The sequence below is a fragment of the Imperialibacter sp. EC-SDR9 genome (assembly GCF_902498805.1).
Taxonomy (GTDB): domain Bacteria; phylum Bacteroidota; class Bacteroidia; order Cytophagales; family Cyclobacteriaceae; genus Imperialibacter.
Genome location: NZ_LR701576.1, coordinates 273,356 through 291,131, shown reverse-complemented (window position 1 = coordinate 291,131; position 17,776 = coordinate 273,356). Strand labels below are relative to the sequence as shown.

Genomic DNA, 17,776 nt, shown 5'->3' with positions numbered 1-17,776 from the left:
ATTAATGTTAAAAACTAAGTTAATGTTTATTATAACCAACAAAATGACTTTCGATATATGAACACGGAAAGCAGTCGTCGGGTTCTTTGCGACCTAAGATTTACCGCACAGAAGACTGCCAAGGCTTTGCGACAGCCTTTATTTTTACTCCACTAATTTCTCCTTTTCAACGCCGCCTCCTTTTCCTATCTTCAGCCCAAAATTTAGCTCCATGGATTTATCATATATCATCAACGAACTAGGCGAGGACAGAGAGAACTACTACCGCTCCGTGTCGCCTCCCATCATGATGTCGTCCAACTTTTGTTTCGACAACATCAAAGACATGCAGGAAAGCCTGGAGTTTGAACACGAAATTCCATTCTACACCCGTGGGGTAAATCCGACTACGGCTATTTTACAAAAGAAAATAGCGGCTTTAGAAAAGACGGAAGATGCACTCATCTTTGCCAGCGGAAGCGCTGCCATTGGAGCTGCTGTGATGGCTAACTTGAGTCAGGGCGACCATGTGGTGTGTGTCGAAAAGCCTTACAGTTGGACGAACAAACTGCTGAACCAGTTGCTTCCCAGATTTGGGGTGACGGCTACCATGGTAGACGGCACTGATCCCAAAAATTACGAGAGGGCTATCAGACCCTCCACGAAAATTCTTTATCTCGAAAGCCCCAACTCCTGGACATTCGAACTGCAAGACATTGAGGCGGTGGTGAAGATCGCCAAAAAGCATGGGTTGTTGACCATTATCGACAATAGCTATGCTTCTCCCATCAACATGAATCCCGCAGAGATGGGCGTTGATATTGTTACCCACTCAGCTTCCAAATACCTCAATGGCCACAGCGACCTGGTGGCTGGCGTGCTTTGTGCTACCAAGGAAATGACGACCAAGATATTCAAGTCAGAATTCATGACACTTGGAGGGATCATTTCGCCAATGAATGCATGGCTGATGCTGCGTGGGCTGCGCACTTTGCCGATACGTATGGAGAGGGCAGAAAAATCAACAGCGACCATCATCGACTTTCTTGCCAATCACGAAAAGGTAGGCAAAATCTACTATCCGTTCCACCCTAGCCACCCACAGTATGAGCTGGCTAAAAGGCAAATGAAGCAGGGGACTGGCCAATTTACTATTCAACTAAAAACTGAAAAGCCTGATGAGATCATTCGTTTTTGCGACTCTTTGAAGACTTTCTACCTTGCGTGTTCATGGGGAGGGCACGAATCATTGATCTTTCCGGCCGTTGCCATGGTCGAGTCAATGAATTACAAGAATGCCACAACACCGTTGAACATGATTCGTTTCTATGTCGGCCTGGAAGAAACTGATTATCTTATAGCTGACCTAAAACAAGCATTTGACAAAATTTAACGTTCTGGCGTTCCTAATTGCAGGAATCAATCTTCTGATTGGAGGGGCATCGTATGCCCAAAGCATCAAGGGAATTGTGATCGACGAGAAAGGTGAGCCACTGCCTTTTACTACCATTTATGTGGGAGGCACTTCTACAGGTGTTTCTACCAATCAGGACGGAGACTACGAGCTTTCTCTGGATCCTGGCCCCTACGATATCGTTTTTCAGTATGTTGGCTACAAGCGCCAGGTGCAGGAGGTCGTTGTCATTCCTGGTAAGACCTACATGTTGAATGTGCAGCTTCTTCCTGAAGCCTATCAACTGCGGGAGGTGGTGGTTAATTCTAAAGACAAGGATCCTGCTTATGCAGTGATAAGGGAGGCTATCAGAAAACGCAAGTACCATCTTACTGAAGTCAACGCATTTTCGTGCAGGGTCTATATCAAAGGCAATCAGCATCTTGATAATATCCCCAACAGTGTATTGGGTTACACCATCCCTCTCGACACAGGCATCGTGTATCTTTCTGAATCGGTGTCAGACTTGTCGTATATCTATCCCGACAAATACAGTGAGCGGATGATCTCTTCCCGGGTCAGTGGACAAAGCAAGGCCTTCAGCTTCAATATGGCCTCCGAGATGTATGTCAACTTCTACAACAACCTGCTTGGAATGGAGGGGCTTACCGAAAGGGGCTTTGTCTCTCCTATTGCCAACAATGCTTTTTTCTTTTATGACTATAAACTGAGAGGTGCCTTTCAGGAGGGAGATTATTTAATCAATAAGATTGAAGTGATCCCTAAAAGAGAGAATGACCCGGTTTTCAGCGGGTTTATTTATATCGTAGAAGACAGTTGGAGCATTCATAGCATTGATCTTGTGCTGCCGCAGAAGAAACAGATCGAATTTGTAGATAGCCTTCGCATCCGTCAGCAGTATGCACCTTTGGATCAGGGCATCTGGATGATGCTGTCTCAAAGATTTGACTTTAGAATTGGGGCATTCGGTTTTCATGGCAACGGATATTTTGTTGGTGTATACTCCAACTATAAGATAGAGCCAAGGTACAAGCTGGACGCAGTAAATAAATTGACCGGCCCAACAGTCGAACAGGTTGATACGCTTCCGAAAAATGATGTAAAGCTGTTCCCTAAGCCAAAAAAGAGTTTCGGCAAGGAGGTGCTCGTAATCGAAGAAGATGCTAACAAGAGAGAGGACGTGTATTGGGAGAAAATTCGGCCGATACCACTCAACGATTACGAAATACGTGACTATAAAATCAAAGATAGTCTGCTAGTGATAAAAGAGTCAAAGCCATTTAAAGACTCTATGGATGACAAAAGAAATAACTTCAACCTTGTGAAGCTTTTTGTTTCAGGTTACAGATACAATAGAAGCTACAAGAGAGATTTTCTTTCGTTTGATCCGTTAATCAAAGCTATTCAGTACAACACTGTGGAAGGGGTGGTGGCCAACCTGGATGTGAACTATACCCGACACTATGAGAACAACAAGTTTTACAGAATCACTCCCGCCCTTAGGTACGGATTTAGCTCAGGAAAGCTGTACGGAAGATTAAGAGCGACCTACTATTATGATCCCAAAAAGTTTTCCAGCGCACAAGTAGATTTCGGACAGTTTGTCTATCAATTTAATCAGGCCGATCCGATAGTTTCTTATGTAAATACCGCCGAGACATTGGTAGGTGGCCGGAATCTGATAAAGCTATTTGAAAAGACTTATGTAAGCACGAGATACCGTACAGAGTTGTGGAATGGCGTTTTGTTTACTGGCCGGTTTAGTTGGGAAAAGAGGGTGCAGTTGTACAACACCTCGTTCCTTTCCATTTTGAAAGAGGAGAACCGTATTTTTACCCCGAATGCTCCTAAAAATTTGGAACTGGCCGATACAAGTTTCCCTACGCATGAGGCAGCCATTGTCGATTTGTCCATCATTTATCACCCGGGTCAGCGATATATTTCACGACCCGACCAAAAAGTATTGCTGGTCAACAAATGGCCATCTTTTACTTTCAACTATGTGAAGGGTTTGAATGGATTACTGGGATCGGAAGTCGACTACGACAGGGTGTCAGCCAAAATCAGCGATGAGATTTCACAGGGCTTGTTTGGCATGGGGAGATTGACACTCGAATGGGGCTTTTTCCCCGGTAAAAAAGTAGCCTACTTCATGGACTACAGGCAATTCAACGGCAACGCAACACTCTATGCCAGGTTTGAACCCGGCAACTTCCAACTACTTGATTACTATCTCTACAGCTCGCTGAAGCCGTACTTTATGGGGCAGTATGAGCACCACTTTGATGGCTTCATTGTGAATAAATTACCTCTTCTTCGTAAAACGAAACTACAAGCCGTAGGTTCGGTCAATTACCTGCGTGCCGGCACTGTCGACAACTACACAGAAATCGGCATCGGGCTTGAGCATATTCTTAAAATTCTTAGGGTAGACTTCTACACTTCTTTTATTGGAAGGCAACACCAGGCCATCGGGTTCAAAGGGGGGATTGGTTTCTGATCAGCGTTCGATAGATAGCACACCATTGAAGGATCGCTGCGAATACTTGATCATGTAATAGTAGACGCCGCTGGGCAACTTGTCGCCGTTCCAGACAAAATCCCTTTGCCTGGTCATATACACGTTGATTCCTTCTCTGGTCATCACTTTAAAAAATTGAAACTGGTCATCGCAGTTGTCAACCGGTAAATCGGGGATAGAGTAGGTGTCGTTAATACCATCACCATTTGGGGTGAAGATATTGGCTGGGAGAAATTCGCTCGGACTTTCACGGTCAATCAGGTTTATAAAAATCGACAAAGTGTCAAATTTTGGGTTGGGGCACCGGGTATCCCAGGAGAGGAAGGAAACCTTGTAGGAAACCTCCCTGGCGTCATCAAAGAGAAAGCACTCCGGTGCCCAGCGGAGGAAGCCTTTAGCCTGACCCTGCCCTTCCACACGGTTGAATTCGAAAGTTTCTGAAGGTGGCAAAGGCACACCATCGAGTAGATAGAGGGAAAGAAAGTCATTGTCGGGGTCTGTGGAGGTCACCTCCAGTTCAATAGACTCCAGGCTGTTGATGGTGACTCTATCGTTTTCGACACCAGCGACTGTAATCACTGGCGATTCGTTGGTTGCCTGAAATACATTGATCTTGAGGCTAATGACATCAGTTTCAGTTTGCAGGCAAAAATCATTGTCGGCAGCAACAAAGTTTACTTCAAAGTAGTCCTGCACTTCCGTGTCGATCAGGTCGCAGCCCAGGTTCCAACTGAAGGTAGTATTCACCTCGCCTGGCCCGGACACCGGGGTGAAGTTGATCAGGTAGTCCTCGAAGCTGAAGTTCACAGGTACCGCTATCAGGTCGATCACATCCCCATCTGCGTCGGTGGCGGTCACTGGAAAGGATAAGTTGGTGCCAACAGGAACCTGTAAGTCGTAAGAGCCAAGCGTAGTTGAAAGCTCCGGAGGATTGTTGACAGGTAAATTAACAGTGAGTGACATGCGGATTTCATCCCGGGAGTTGTCCATGCAGAAGTCATTGTCCGACAGCCGAAGTGTGAAATCAAACTGATTTTGCACCCCGAAAGGAAAGCTTCCGCAGCCAGTTTCCCATGTAAATACAGCCTCAATCGACCCTGCTTCATCTTTACCAATAGCGACTTGCATGCCCCACTCTTCGGGGTCAAAATCACTTGCCAAAATGTCAAGCACCATCGTTTCGTCATCCAGGTCAATCCCCTCCACTGGCAGGCTGTAGCTAATGCCCTCATCAAGTGTCAGGTTGATGATTTTGCTGGTCTGGTTGACGTAGCGGGGTGCCTGGTTGGGCGGTGGCTCCACAATTACAGCCAGTCTCACGGTGTCCATTTGCGGCAGCGGACAGGCATCGTCGGCAGCAATCAGATCAATCAAGTATGGGCCGTCACTCACATAAGGACACTTTGAAAGGCATACTTGAAGATTGAGAATATCCTCGGAAGTAGCGAGGTAGCCTTCTTTAATGGTGAATATGCCCTCTACTTCGCCGTCAAAATTCACTCCTACGGCTCTCATTTTTATATTTTTATCTCCAACAGGGTCGGTCACCTGTATGTCAAAGCATTTGTTGTCGCCCGCCTGGAATAACAGCGTATCTCTAATCACGGAATTAAAACTCAAGGACCCAGGCACACGGACTTTAAGGTTTGGTGGGGGTTCTGGATTGCAGCCATCCACCACCAGCATCTGAAAATCCCTTCTTACCTCACCTATTTTCTCCCCTTTTCTAAACTCCTGACACAAGACGGAGAATACGTACAAGCCAATTTTCTCTGGCTTCACAGTGATGAATCCCTTGTTGGTAATTCTCAGCGATGGGCTGCCAGGTATCACATGCTCAATATCTATGTTCTGTGCCCATATGACCTCAGGGTGAGGCGTCGGTTGGGGGATCGGCAAAGCCTGTAAAGCAGAACTGTTCAACGGAGTCACAAGGGTGTAGGCCAATGAGTCCCCGTCCAGATCAACGCCGGCAAAATCCGTGTAATACAATTGGTTAACGCAAGCGTAATCGCTCAATGGCGGAAACAAAGATGGCGATGAATTGATAAAGGGGCGGCCATTTTTCACCACAGGTGGGAACTCGAGGTAGTAAGTTTGCCCAGCCCCAATGGAGTTGACGATGTTGACAATTCCGGCATTTCTGCAACACCTTTCCCACACAACATAATACCCTTCAGGATCGCTGAAGTTTTCCGGCAACAGCTCTATTTCTCTCGTGTAAAACGCACGAAGCGTTTTCAGTTCATCCAGCGAACACTCAATATTGGTGTAGGGCACAGTGGCTCGGTCAGTGAGGAAGAGTGTGTCTCTTCTCATGAAAGCGTTGTCCGACTTTCTATAAATATAAGCCAGTAGGCCCGGCTCGGGCCCTGGATTAGCACTTTGTGCCTGATCAAAGTACTGGATCAGATTGAGGTTGTACCTGAAGCCCTGCACGTGAACCAACTCCAACTCGCCGCCTACGATGTGGTTCGCTAAAGACGATCCGCCACATAGCCCCCAAAGAAGCATAAAAAGAACTGTTGCGAGTTTTACTGTGCGGTAACGTTTAATCATTAGTTGCTAAACAATCTACTCTTCGAATCCCCTGTACCTAAAATTAGATGAAAGACCACAAATAATGACCAATAGTTGAAGAAAGCTTTTTGCTCGCTCTGTGATGAGCAGTCACTATCGATCCTGAGCGTTCTCTTCCATTGCCTTCTTTTTGCTAAACAACCGCTTTCTGTTTTTGATACCAATAACGATTACTGCTAGCAAGGGGAAGACGAGAAAGTACTCATTTCTCCAGTTTCCGGACGAATACAGGTATGTGCCTGCACTGATGATGATTGTCCATTTGAGAACGACGTAGCCCACCATGAGAAGTACGGTGTTACGGGAAAGATTCTTCATTGCCTTCATTTTGTTTGCGTTATTTAAAGTATTTACGAGCTGGACATTATTTTGTTTAGTTATAGCTAATATTTAATTTAGATATACCTAAATTAAAATAATTGAATGCTATTGTTACATTATCGGCATTTGCTGTTGGTCGAATATTTATACTTTTGGAGCCATAAAATCGAATTGCCATGAAGAAGTTAGTTGGTGCACTTTTCCAGTCAATGCTCCTGATTATTGGGTTTGCTGCGAAAGCACAGGACGCTAAGACGCTCAGTCTAGAAAGGATATTTAGTTCTAATGAATTCAGAGGCGAGTGGTTTGGGCAGCTTGCGTGGTTTGAGGAAGGAAACGCTTATACCACATTGGAGCAGTCGGAAGCGGTTGCTGGGGGCTACGAGATCGTTCGAAACAATACGGCGACAGGCGAAAGGTCTGTACTCGTAAAGGCCTCCGACCTGGTGCCTACGGGAAGCCAGCAGGCGCTCGAAGTGGAGGACTACACCTGGTCTGACGACAAAAGCAAACTGCTTATTTATACCAACTCTGCCAGGGTATGGAGACTCAACACCAAAGGCGATTACTGGGTGCTTGACCTTGCTACCAAAAAATTGACGCAGTTGGGAGGAAACAATGCAAAGCCATCTACCCTGATGTTTGCCAAATTCTCTCCCGATGGCAGCAAAGTGGGCTATGTGAGAGAGCACAATGTGTATGTGGAATCGCTGGCGGATGGCAAAATTACGGCTCTTACTACCGATGGCACTGACCGCATCATCAATGGAACGTTTGACTGGGTGTACGAAGAGGAGTTTGGCTGCCGTGATGGCTTTCAGTGGAGCCCCGACGGAAGCAAAATAGCTTACTGGCGTATTGATGCCCGGTCTATTCGCAATTTCCTGATGATCAACAACACCGATTCGATTTATTCCTACACAATTCCTGTAGAATACCCGAAAGCAGGTGAGAAACCTTCGGAAGCAAAGATTGGTGTAGTGAGTGCAGCGGGCGGGCCAACCCAATGGATGAATATTGCCGGTGACCCCACCAATAACTATGTGCCTCGCATGATTTGGAACGCAGACTCAAAATCATTGCTGGTGCAGCAGCTAAACCGTCAGCAAAACCACAACCAGGTGCTTAAGTGCTTCGTGGCCGATGGCAGGGTAGAAAAAGTGTATGAGGAAAAAGACCCAGCCTGGCTCGATGCCGTTGATGACTTTCAATTAATGAACAACGGGAAGTCGTTTACCTGGGTAAGTGAAAAGAGCGGATGGCGTTCCGCTTATCTGATAACAGGGTCTGAGGAGAAGCTTATTTCTCCGGCAGGGTTTGACATGATCAATATAGAGCAAATTGACGAAAAAGGTGGCTGGCTCTATTTCATGGCTTCGCCCGACAATGCGACTCAAAATTATCTTTACAGAATAAGGCTCAATGGAAAGGGTAAGGCCGAAAGGTTGTCACCGGCAGACCAACCAGGCACTCATAGTTATGAGGTTGCTCCCAATGGCAAGTATGCCCAGCATTCGTATTCAAGGGAAGGTGTGCCGCCGACCATGGATTTGGTGTCGTTGCCCGATCATAAGGTCATCAAAACATTCGTGACCAATAAAGTACTGTCAGCCAAAGTGGAGGCGCTGAGCAAAAACAAAACTGAGTTCTTCCAGGTAACCGGCGACAATGGGGTTACCATGGATGCCTACATGATCAAGCCGGTGGGTTTTGATCCTTCTAAAAAGTACCCGGTGCTTTTTCATGTGTACGGTGAACCTGCTGGTCAAACCGTGCGTGACGCATGGGGTGGCAGTGGCTACTTGTGGCATTTGATGTTGGCCCAGCAGGGCTACATCATCATGAGTGTCGATAACAGGGGTACACCAGGGCCGAAGGGTAGGGAATGGCGCAAGTGCGTTTATGGACAGATAGGGGTGCTCTCTTCTGAAGACCAGGCGGCAGCGCTTCGCAAAATCAAGGAGGCATATTCGTTTGTAGATGGAGACAGAATAGGCATTTGGGGTTGGAGCGGCGGAGGCTCCATGACACTCAATATGATGTTCCGCTACCCAGACCTTTACCATACTGGCATGTCGGTGGCTCCGGTGGCAGATCAGCACTTATACGACAATATTTATCAGGAGCGTTACTCGGGCGTGCCGCAGTTGATGCCGGAGAGCTACGAGAAAGGTTCGCCGGTTAATTTTGCCAAAAACCTGAAAGGCAACCTGCTGGTGATGCATGGCACCGGCGATGACAACGTGCATTATCAAAACACCGAGGTGCTGGTGAATGAGCTGATCAAGTACAACAAGATTTTTTCTATGATGAGCTACCCCAACCGGTCACACGGGATTTACGAAGGGAGAAATACCAGCAGGCATGTCAGAGAAATCCTGACTAACTACCTGAAGAACAATCTTCCCGCCGGACCTCGGTGAAGCTGTCAATTTTTGTTACATCCTTAGTTTTCCTTTTGGGCAAAGCGTAATTTTGCGGCCCTATGGGCAGAGGCAAGAACATAATACTGGAAAACATCACGATTGAGGCAGTAGCTTCAGAAGGCAAATGCATTGCCAGGCATGAAGGGCAGGTAATATTTGTGGAGCAGGTAGTGCCCGGCGACATTGTCGATTTGCTCGTTTTCCGTAAGAAAAAGGGCTTTATGGAAGCCAGGACTATTAAGTTCCATAGGCTTTCTCCTAAAAGAGTTGAGCCTTTCTGCTCCCACTTTGGCACGTGCGGAGGCTGCAAATGGCAGAGCCTGCCCTATGACGAACAGCTCAAATTCAAATGGCAGCAGGTAAAGGACAATCTGGAAAGAATAGCCAAAGTACCTTTGCCCGAAATCAATCCTATTCTTGGCTCTCCCGACACGCAGTATTATCGCAACAAGCTGGAGTTTACCTTCTCCAACCACCGCTGGTTGACGGATGAAGAAATTCAATCAGGTGCCGATTTGGAGAAAAACGCCCTGGGCTTCCACGTGCCCAAGCGCTTCGATAGAATTGTGGATGTTGAAACGTGCTACCTGCAGGGAGATCCCAGCAACGCCATCAGGACATTTGTGAAGGAAGAAACCATGAAGGCGGGCTATCCTTTCTACGATATCCTTACCCACGAAGGCTGGCTGCGCAACCTGATCATTCGTACGGCCAGCACCGGGCAGCTAATGGTCATTCTGCAAGTGGCCTACAAGAACGAAGACCTGGATAACCTGCTCGGTAAGATCAAGGAGGCATTTCCGCAGATCACCTCCCTCATGTACGTGATCAATAGCAAGGGTAATGATACTTTCCAGGACCTGAAGGTGGAGCTTTTTCATGGGCAAGATCATATCATGGAAGAAATGGATGGCCTGCATTTTAAGGTGGGGCCAAAGTCATTTTATCAGACCAATAGCAAGCAGGCCGAACGGCTTTATAAAGTGGCTATTGATATGGCCAACATTAAGGAGCACGAGTTGGTGTATGATCTCTACACAGGTACAGGTACACTGGCGCAATTTGCCGCAAGAAGTGCCGCCAAAGTAGTAGGGCTGGAGTACGTGGAGCCTGCCATTGAGGATGCCTGGATCAATGCGAAATTGAATAACCTGGAGAACGTGCATTTTCAGGCTGGCGACATCAAAGACTTGCTGACCGAAGAATTTATGGAAAGACAGGGTCGCCCGCAGGTGATCATCACTGACCCACCAAGGGCTGGTATGCACACCGACGTCACTGATGCGTTGTACCACTCAGGAGCCGAAAGGATTGTGTATGTAAGCTGTAATCCTGCCACTCAGGCACGAGACATCCAGTTATTAGCCGAAAGGTATAAAGTTGTTGAAGTGCAGCCTGTAGACATGTTTCCGCATACGCATCATGTGGAGAATGTGGTACTGTTAGAGAAAATATAATTCCCTTTTTGGGAACTATTCCTTTTGTTTTATCTTTGATTCATGCGGATAATATCAGTCGCTGCGTTGCGTGAATTTTGGAGTAGAGAAGGGCGGCAAGATGCAGAGCAGCCGCTGCGGGCGTGGGTTCAGGCTATTAAAAAAACCGAATGGGCAAGCGCCAACCACTTAAAGGACAAATTTGGATCTGCCAGCATTATAGGGGACGGCAGGGTGGTCTTTAATATTGGAGGGAACAAATATCGGCTAATAGTAAAGTTCAAATTTGACTTTCAGATAGGTTATATCCGATTTGTAGGAACGCACGAAGAGTATGATAAGGTAGATGCAAAATCAATTTAGCATGGAAATTAACGCCATTAAAACGGATGCGGATTATAAGAGCTCTCTTAAAAGAGTAGATGAGCTGTGGGAAGCGTCGCCCAATACCAAAGAAGGTGATGAGCTTGAAGTATTGGTGACTTTGATCGAGGCTTATGAGGAAAAGCACCACCCAATTTATCCACCCGATCCGGTCGAGGCTATCAAATTTTACATGGATCAAATGGGGCTTAGAAAAGTAGACATTGCCAAATACCTGGGCGGAAAAAACAGGGTCACTGAAGTGTTGCAAAGAAAAAGGAAGCTATCCTTAAAAATGATCAAGGCGTTGCACAACGATCTTGGTATTCCCGCTGAATCATTACTTTCTTAACTATGCAAAACGATCCCGAACTAAGCGGCAAATACCTCGGCACTATCACCAAAGACTTTGTGGTGGTAGCTGATAGCATTAAAGAAGCCTCTTACCAGATACGCAAACAAGGGTTTTCAGAATTTCCCATTTTCCCCATTGCCAAAGTGGAAATCCCGATTGGTCAATTGCTCATCCCCAGAGAAGATTTAAACTTGTCATGGAATTATTATGCCACCTATATTGATGAGTTTGTCAATAGGAAGCTGATCGAGGATGTTGATCAATTCAAAGGTGCTTTTAAAGACCCTGATGAATTCTGCTGCTTATTTGTGGTGGACGAAAAGCTGACCAGCTTCGTTTTTGTACCTTATCCGGAAGACTAACTTTCTTCTTCCAGAAGCAACCTCATCAGTACCTCGGCGGCCACAGTGCCTTTCAACTTCAGAAACTCACGACTGGTGTTGTCGCCAAATTCGAAGACCAATCCATCTGTATTGAAGGTTCTGTAGAAGAAGTTCCTCGAGACGACGCCATTGTCCACTTTTGACGGGCGGTGATTGACGTAATAGCCTGGAATAGACGCCTCAATACCGGCCAACCAATTCGTAGTGAGACCTGGCGTGTTGGTAGGCATGCCGGGGTCGATGGTGTAATAGATATCATCCCAGGTGCTATGGAAGTCCATAAAAAATACCATGGTGCCCTTCCTTTTCTTCATGTACGTCTTGAAGTAGTCCGCCACCAGTTTAACTTCGGGTTGATTTTGAGCTTCCCAGTCCCGGTTCAAATCCACTCCGCCAGCATTGTGTCGCCAGTGGCCTTCATCCACGCCATCGGGGTTCATCAGCGGCACGTTAAGTACATCATAGCGCTTCCTAAAGGCGTTTGAGAGCGAGTCATCCTTGAGTATTCTTTCGATAAAGGCCTTCATAGCAAAGAAGCCCGTGACCTCCGGTGGATGCTGGCGACTTATCACAGCCACCACTTTTTTGTCTTTGCCCTTCGACACCCGCATCATCTTCAGGTCCCGGCCGAGCGTGGTTTTTCCTATTGTCTTTGGTTTTAGCTTGTATACTTCTCCCACGGAATCCATCCAGGCATATACCTCTTTTGAAGTCCACATTTCCTGCCCAGCCACCCACACGGTGTCGCCAGCAGTCAGGTCAAGCACCATGCTGGCTTCTTTCGGCAGCAGTCGATAATTATAAAAGGCGATGGTGGTGTCCGACTTGGCAATAAAACGAGCAGAGTCCAGATTGGCCCAGCTTTTACCGTCCATGCTTACCACAGGAAAATAGCGGTGTCTGCCTTGCGGGTAGTTGAACGACAGCGTGACTTGTTTGTCGGTGCTGCTCCATACTTTGAAGGCGTACCAGGGGCTCGGATTCACTGGGTAGTTTTCTGCCTCAATGGTCAGTTGGAAAGTTGAACCGTTAGTGGGCACTGCGTTATTCAGCCTTGCCCCTCTGAAGTCATTGCTGAAGCCAATCCCTTCCTCTTCAAATAGCCAGACTTTTCTTTCCTGAAGCTGGATAGCTTTGGAGGAAGTTTCGACGATTTGTGTTGGCCCCTGACCTTGAAAACGAAATTGTTTTTCTTGCGGGTAGGCAATCAGCGGAAGAGCCAGAAAGATGAGAAGGAGACGTATGTGCATGAGCCTTGCTTTGAATTTGCTAGGCTACGAAATAGAAGGGAGAAATAAAATCGAAATTATTTACTGGTGCACCAGGCGAACACCAGATTTTGGAATAACCTGCTGCGAAACTACCCAATCCAGGGCCTTGTTCACAGTGTTAAAGTACCGCACCCTTTCTGGCAAATGCCTTTCCATGCTGCCCTTAATGGCCTGAATGGTGTATTGTGCAAAGGGATCTTCCGGCAGAATGGTGGCTGAGTAGTGGATGCCTGCCCGTATCATTTTAACTGTAAACTCTCCTGCTATGTAGTTCCTTGATCTGTCGTCAAGCACTTCCATATCCCTGGTGTCGTACAGCACTTTTGTGGCATGCTCCATTTGAACTGCTGAAAGTGTTCTTTGACCTACCTCCAGAATCTCCTCGAAAGTCGCAAAGCCTTTCCAGTCATGAATGATTAAATTGAGTTGTGGATGCCACGCCACCTTGATGTAGGGTTTGTCAAGGTAGGTTTTAGATTCTTTAATGAGAGAAGCAATTGAAAGCATTCAAACGATAGTTAAGTAGGTGGTTACTAGTAAATTTGAATTAAATTTTAGTTGCAAGCAAACATTGAATCCCGGAAACGACGAAATGCTATTTTGAGCGGACGAATTAGTCAATAAAAATAAAAACTAAGTTATTAGTTGTTAAACTAAACTATTCGTTTTACATTTGAATATACGTATAGAACATTATGAAAGAACTGACCAAAGCCGAAGAACAAATCATGCAAATCCTATGGAAGCTTGACAAGGGGTTTGTGAACGAAGTGCTTGAAGAAATGCCCGAACCTAAACCTGCCTACAACACGGTGTCTACCATTATCAGGATACTGGTAAAGAAGGGTTTTGTTGGCTACAAAGCATTTGGCAAAACGCACCAGTATTTCCCCAAAGTGGGTAAGGATGAATACAAGAGCTTCTTCCTTCAAAACTTTATGGGCAATTATTTCAACGGATCGTTTCAGAAGCTTGTCTCCTTCTTTGCCAGCGAAAACAAGCTGGATGTAAAAGACATGGAGGAGCTAATGAAGTATGTAGAAAAAGACATTAAAGAAAAGGACGATGAATAACCTACTCATATTCTTATTCCAATCGGTAGCGTGCAGCATAGTTTTCTATGCCATTTACTACCTCGTGCTCCGCAATGAATCATGCTATGCATTCAATAGGTATTACCTGCTGCTGTCAGTCGCATTTTCAACCATTTTTCCTTTGATCAGAATCGATTCTCCATGGGCACTGAGTGAAGAAGTGACGTCCGTGATTACGCTGCCGGGACTGGTAGTAGATCCTTACGCCAACTACTACACGGACATTTCCTGGCTGGAAGTTGTCTATGCGCTAGGAATCATTTTTTTCACCGGAAAGCTCCTCATGAAGGTGTTGTCTATCGCTAAGATTGTAAGGAACGGAGAAAAGGAGCTTCGCCAGGACTATGTTCTGGTGCGTACCAATGGCAAGCTTCCGACCTTCAGCTTTCTGAATTATCTCTTTTGGGACAACTCACAGCAACTGAATGCAAAAGAGGAGAACCAGATACTCAACCACGAGCTGGCTCACATTCGCAGAAGGCATTCCAGAGATATTCTTTTTATCGAAATTGCCCATGCTGTCATGTGGTTCAACCCGCTGATGTATGCAATTAAAAGCTCCCTGGTGATGACTCATGAATTTGAAGCCGACGACAAGGCTACCGAGGGCAGAGACATAGAGGCTTATCAAAAACTTTTGGCTCAGCAGGTGCTCAATCAGTACGGATTGGCGCTTGGCAGCCATTTCAATCAATCGCAAACACTAAAACGATTACGTATGCTTACAAACAAAAACAACAATGTGTACTGGGGTAAATTTGCTTTCCCGGTACTGGCTATGGCCATGGTCTTCGGAGTGATCAGCTGCGAACTACCGGGTGCAGGAGAAGATGAACTTAATATCCAGGCCGCCGCTGTGTCCGAAACGGAAGGAGAAGAAGTTTTCACTGAAGTGGAAGAAATGCCAACACCTCCTGGCGGAATGTCGGCTTTCTATACTTATGTGGCAAGGACATTGAAATACCCTGTTCAAGCAAGAAGACTAGGGGTGGAGGGGAAGGTTTTTATCGAATTTGCCGTGGATAAAGATGGTTCCATAACTGACGTAAAGGCACTAAAAGGAATTGGTGCTGGCTGTGACATGGAAGCAATGAACGTAATTGCGCAGTCGCCTAAATGGCAAGCTGGTAGACAAAGAGGGAGAGCTGTTAAAACTAAAATAATCCTCCCCATTACTTTCAAGCTTGGCGATCCGGAAGGAGAAGATAGAGTGATCAATAATGTAAAGCTGACGATAGATCAAATTGAGACTCCTGCAGACGAAGTCTTTTAACCGAAGAGATAAAGATTTGTAGTAAATCCTCTTTAGAGAACCTGCTTTTTTAAAGCGGGTTTTCCGTGTTTGTAAGCATGAAAATCCTCTGCCAGTAATGACAGAGGATTTTTGTTACCGGGTAGCTCGTTACTAATTGTGCACTGGTTCAGGTAAATTGAAATACTCACCTTTTGTTTTGTCAAGAGTGGCTGAGATAAGGTTGAAGTTTTCAACTGATGCTTCAAAGCTGACAAACTTGGCCACTATTATTCGTTGCCTGTAAACTATGAATGTGTTGGTCACTTCGGGGTTTATTCGGTTGAGATTTACCTCACTCGTCTTGTCCGTCAGGGATGGAACGAATGTGACAGCGATATTCTTCAAATCAAGTTCTCTTCCAATATCCTCCAATTCCTTTTGCCTGGCTTCTTTGCTGTAGGCTGTTTCGTTGCCATAAACGAAATAGACCTTCAGGTACTTGCCTCTTTCTACGCTTTCTTGCTCCAGAAAGACCAGCCACTTCTTTATATCATCCCAATCTGGTTTGTTGCCCACAAAGTACAGAATGCCATGATAACGCCCATATTTACAAACAGGGCACGTCTTCGTTCCCTTGTCGGGCCCCCAGACGTGGAAAGGTGTAAAGGAGGGGCTGTCCTCACCAATCTCCAGTCCTGATATTTCGGCTGGCTGCCCATTGGTCGGGTAATTGGGAATATTGCGGCCAAGAATAATATTATGTTCAGCAACCTGCAGGTCTTTGTCCAGCAACACTCGGAGCACGCCGCTCCCGCCCCTGTTTTCCATTTCCTTTCTTTTTGCTCCAGTTAGTAATGGATCATCGTCGAAAACAAATGCGTCGATATAATATTCGTCGTCGACAGCAGGCTCTTTGATCGAGGTGTGGATGTGGGCTGGCTCGTCTCTCTCCGGATAGGGGGCAGGCCGTACTGTGTAGATCGAATACCTGCCCGCCTCGTCTGTCTTCACCCAGCCCCGGATATGCCCATGTCTCCTTGCTTCTGCGGGCATGCCCTCAACCGGAGCGTAAAAACCTTGATTGTCCGTTTGCCAATAGTAGATAACAACCCCGCTGGCAGGAGTAGTGCCATCCACTTTAAAGACTGTGCCAGTGACGAGCAGCTTTTGGCCTACTTCGAACCAGCCAGCGCTTGTGTCAGTTGCGTTAATGGATGCTGGCATGCCGACGAACATAAGCTCGCACCCGTCGCACCCACCGCCTACAATGACTTTCTTTGCAGTTTGTTTCTGCCCGCTAACGTTGGGCTGACCCTGGCAGCTGAACAACCCCATTGTGAGTGCCGTCGCTATGAGTACCTGGCAAAATGTTTTGTTTTTCATAGCCACAATTTCATGTGCCTTTTCCGGTAAACAAACCTGAATACGTTAACCTGATGACTTTTTGATCCAACCCGTGGACTATTTGAACTGGTTCTTGAACGATGTCGAATAATTTCGACTCATTCGCACAACTTCACCATTTTTCAGCGTGATGTCGTAGTCACCGTTCAGGCGTGATTGATAAGACTCAACTTCTTTTATATTGACAATGGTAGATTTATGAATTCGCACAAATTGCTGCCGGTTGAGCTGCTCACCAAGCGCTTTCAGGGTTTCAGAATGAAGAAACTTTCGTGTGGCTGTATGTAGGGCTATATAGGGGCTTGCGCTGCTGACATAAAATATATCATTCACACTTACCGCTGTTGTTTTTGCTCCACTGCCCACCATCACGGCGGTTAAGTAGTGTTGTTCCGATGATGTTTTTAGCTTCTCTGCATCCAGGCGACTGAACACCAGCGCTGAAATGCCATAGATGAGAAGGCACAGGTAGGTATCCTCAGAAAATGAATATCTGAGCAGGTTGATAAACGAATAAGAATGATTCAGGAAAATGGAGTATGCTGTTGATATGATGAATGCAAAAGACAAAAGATGCACCAGGGTGGCCAGGACGGTTAGCACGGTGAGGAAGGCAAATTTCATCTTTCCGGAAAATGTATTTGAAAATTTTCCGATTGCATAGCCCTGCAGAATGGAGACGGGAAAGAAAACAAACCAAAAGCCTTTATGAATAATGGACTCAGAGAAGTAAAAGTGGTAATCATTTATATAAGCATGAAGATAATCCTGTATGAGCCTGAGGAGCACCGCAAATACCATCAGCAGGCCTGCGACCTTTACTATTTTCCAGCGCTGTGAAGCCCAAAAATCACCCTCTGATGATGCCATATCAAAAATCACCGTTTTCAACATTCGGAGTAAGGTAAAAATAAAATGGCAGACGGTCGCCTAAATTGGAGAACTCAAGTGCCTCAGAGTGACCTTTCCTGTTCAAAAAAATGCTTTCGCTCTGC

At 46.1% G+C, this 17,776-nt stretch carries 15 protein-coding genes; 9 read left to right on the top strand and 6 right to left on the bottom strand.

What is annotated here, in order from left to right; genetic code table 11:
• Positions 1–211 precede the first annotated feature (211 nt).
• The gene (locus GC130_RS05565) at positions 212–1,372 is read left to right on the top strand and encodes a PLP-dependent aspartate aminotransferase family protein (protein ID WP_151997283.1); all 1,161 of its coding nucleotides are present in this window, start codon (positions 212–214) and stop codon (positions 1,370–1,372) included.
• A complete protein-coding gene (locus GC130_RS05560) occupies positions 1,359–3,893 on the top strand; it encodes a DUF5686 and carboxypeptidase regulatory-like domain-containing protein (RefSeq protein ID WP_151997282.1) in 2,535 nt (844 codons plus the stop codon). Before GC130_RS05565 ends, GC130_RS05560 begins: the two co-directional genes overlap by 14 nt.
• Here the strand turns inward: GC130_RS05560 and GC130_RS05555 are convergent, their stop codons facing one another.
• Both GC130_RS05555 and GC130_RS05550 read right to left on the bottom strand, forming a co-directional pair.
• The gene (locus GC130_RS05555) at positions 3,894–6,473 is read right to left on the bottom strand and encodes a gliding motility-associated C-terminal domain-containing protein (RefSeq protein WP_151997281.1); all 2,580 of its coding nucleotides are present in this window, start codon (positions 6,471–6,473) and stop codon (positions 3,894–3,896) included.
• Positions 6,474–6,587: 114 nt separating this feature from the next.
• On the bottom strand, positions 6,588–6,812 hold the full coding sequence (locus GC130_RS05550; protein ID WP_151997280.1) for a hypothetical protein: 225 nt from the start codon (positions 6,810–6,812) through the stop codon (positions 6,588–6,590).
• A gap of 179 nt (positions 6,813–6,991) precedes the next feature.
• Here GC130_RS05550 and GC130_RS05545 point away from each other — a divergent pair, with 179 nt between their 5' ends.
• From GC130_RS05545 to GC130_RS05525, 5 genes are all read left to right on the top strand, one after another.
• Positions 6,992–9,238 (top strand): DPP IV N-terminal domain-containing protein, encoded by a 2,247-nt coding sequence (locus tag GC130_RS05545; protein ID WP_201568533.1) that lies wholly within the window; start codon positions 6,992–6,994, stop codon positions 9,236–9,238.
• A 62-nt stretch (positions 9,239–9,300) separates the two neighbouring features.
• Positions 9,301–10,698 (top strand): 23S rRNA (uracil(1939)-C(5))-methyltransferase RlmD, encoded by a 1,398-nt coding sequence (gene rlmD, locus GC130_RS05540; RefSeq protein ID WP_151997279.1) that lies wholly within the window; start codon positions 9,301–9,303, stop codon positions 10,696–10,698.
• 42 nt (positions 10,699–10,740) lie between these two features.
• Entirely contained in the window at positions 10,741–11,040 is a 300-nt protein-coding gene (locus GC130_RS05535; RefSeq protein WP_151997278.1) for a type II toxin-antitoxin system HigB family toxin, read from the top strand.
• A gap of 1 nt (position 11,041) precedes the next feature.
• Positions 11,042–11,392, top strand: a complete 351-nt coding sequence (locus tag GC130_RS05530) for a type II toxin-antitoxin system HigA family antitoxin (RefSeq protein WP_151997277.1) — start codon at positions 11,042–11,044, stop codon at positions 11,390–11,392.
• Positions 11,393–11,394: 2 nt separating this feature from the next.
• Complete coding sequence (locus GC130_RS05525; RefSeq protein ID WP_151997276.1) at positions 11,395–11,757, top strand: hypothetical protein; 363 nt, start codon at positions 11,395–11,397, stop codon at positions 11,755–11,757.
• Here GC130_RS05525 and GC130_RS05520 read toward each other — a convergent pair.
• Positions 11,754–13,028 carry a M14 family metallopeptidase gene (locus GC130_RS05520; RefSeq protein WP_151997275.1) on the bottom strand — a complete coding sequence of 425 codons (1,275 nt, stop codon included), beginning with the start codon at positions 13,026–13,028 and terminating at the stop codon, positions 11,754–11,756. The two genes, GC130_RS05525 and GC130_RS05520, sit on opposite strands and share 4 nt — an antisense overlap.
• 60 nt (positions 13,029–13,088) lie before the next feature.
• On the bottom strand, positions 13,089–13,556 hold the full coding sequence (locus GC130_RS05515) for a hypothetical protein (protein WP_151997274.1): 468 nt from the start codon (positions 13,554–13,556) through the stop codon (positions 13,089–13,091).
• Positions 13,557–13,744: 188 nt separating this feature from the next.
• On the opposite strand from GC130_RS05515, the gene GC130_RS05510 reads away from it, so the two are divergent.
• On the top strand, positions 13,745–14,122 hold the full coding sequence (locus tag GC130_RS05510) for a BlaI/MecI/CopY family transcriptional regulator (RefSeq protein WP_151997273.1): 378 nt from the start codon (positions 13,745–13,747) through the stop codon (positions 14,120–14,122).
• Entirely contained in the window at positions 14,115–15,416 is a 1,302-nt protein-coding gene (locus GC130_RS05505) for a M56 family metallopeptidase (RefSeq protein WP_151997272.1), read from the top strand. The genes GC130_RS05510 and GC130_RS05505 overlap by 8 nt, the downstream gene beginning before the upstream one ends.
• A 132-nt stretch (positions 15,417–15,548) precedes the next feature.
• Here the strand turns inward: GC130_RS05505 and GC130_RS05500 are convergent, their stop codons facing one another.
• Entirely contained in the window at positions 15,549–16,760 is a 1,212-nt protein-coding gene (locus tag GC130_RS05500; protein WP_151997271.1) for an intradiol ring-cleavage dioxygenase, read from the bottom strand.
• Between the two features lie 78 nt (positions 16,761–16,838).
• Complete coding sequence (locus tag GC130_RS05495) at positions 16,839–17,651, bottom strand: LytTR family DNA-binding domain-containing protein (protein WP_193217774.1); 813 nt, start codon at positions 17,649–17,651, stop codon at positions 16,839–16,841.
• Between the last annotated feature and the right edge of the window lie 125 nt (positions 17,652–17,776).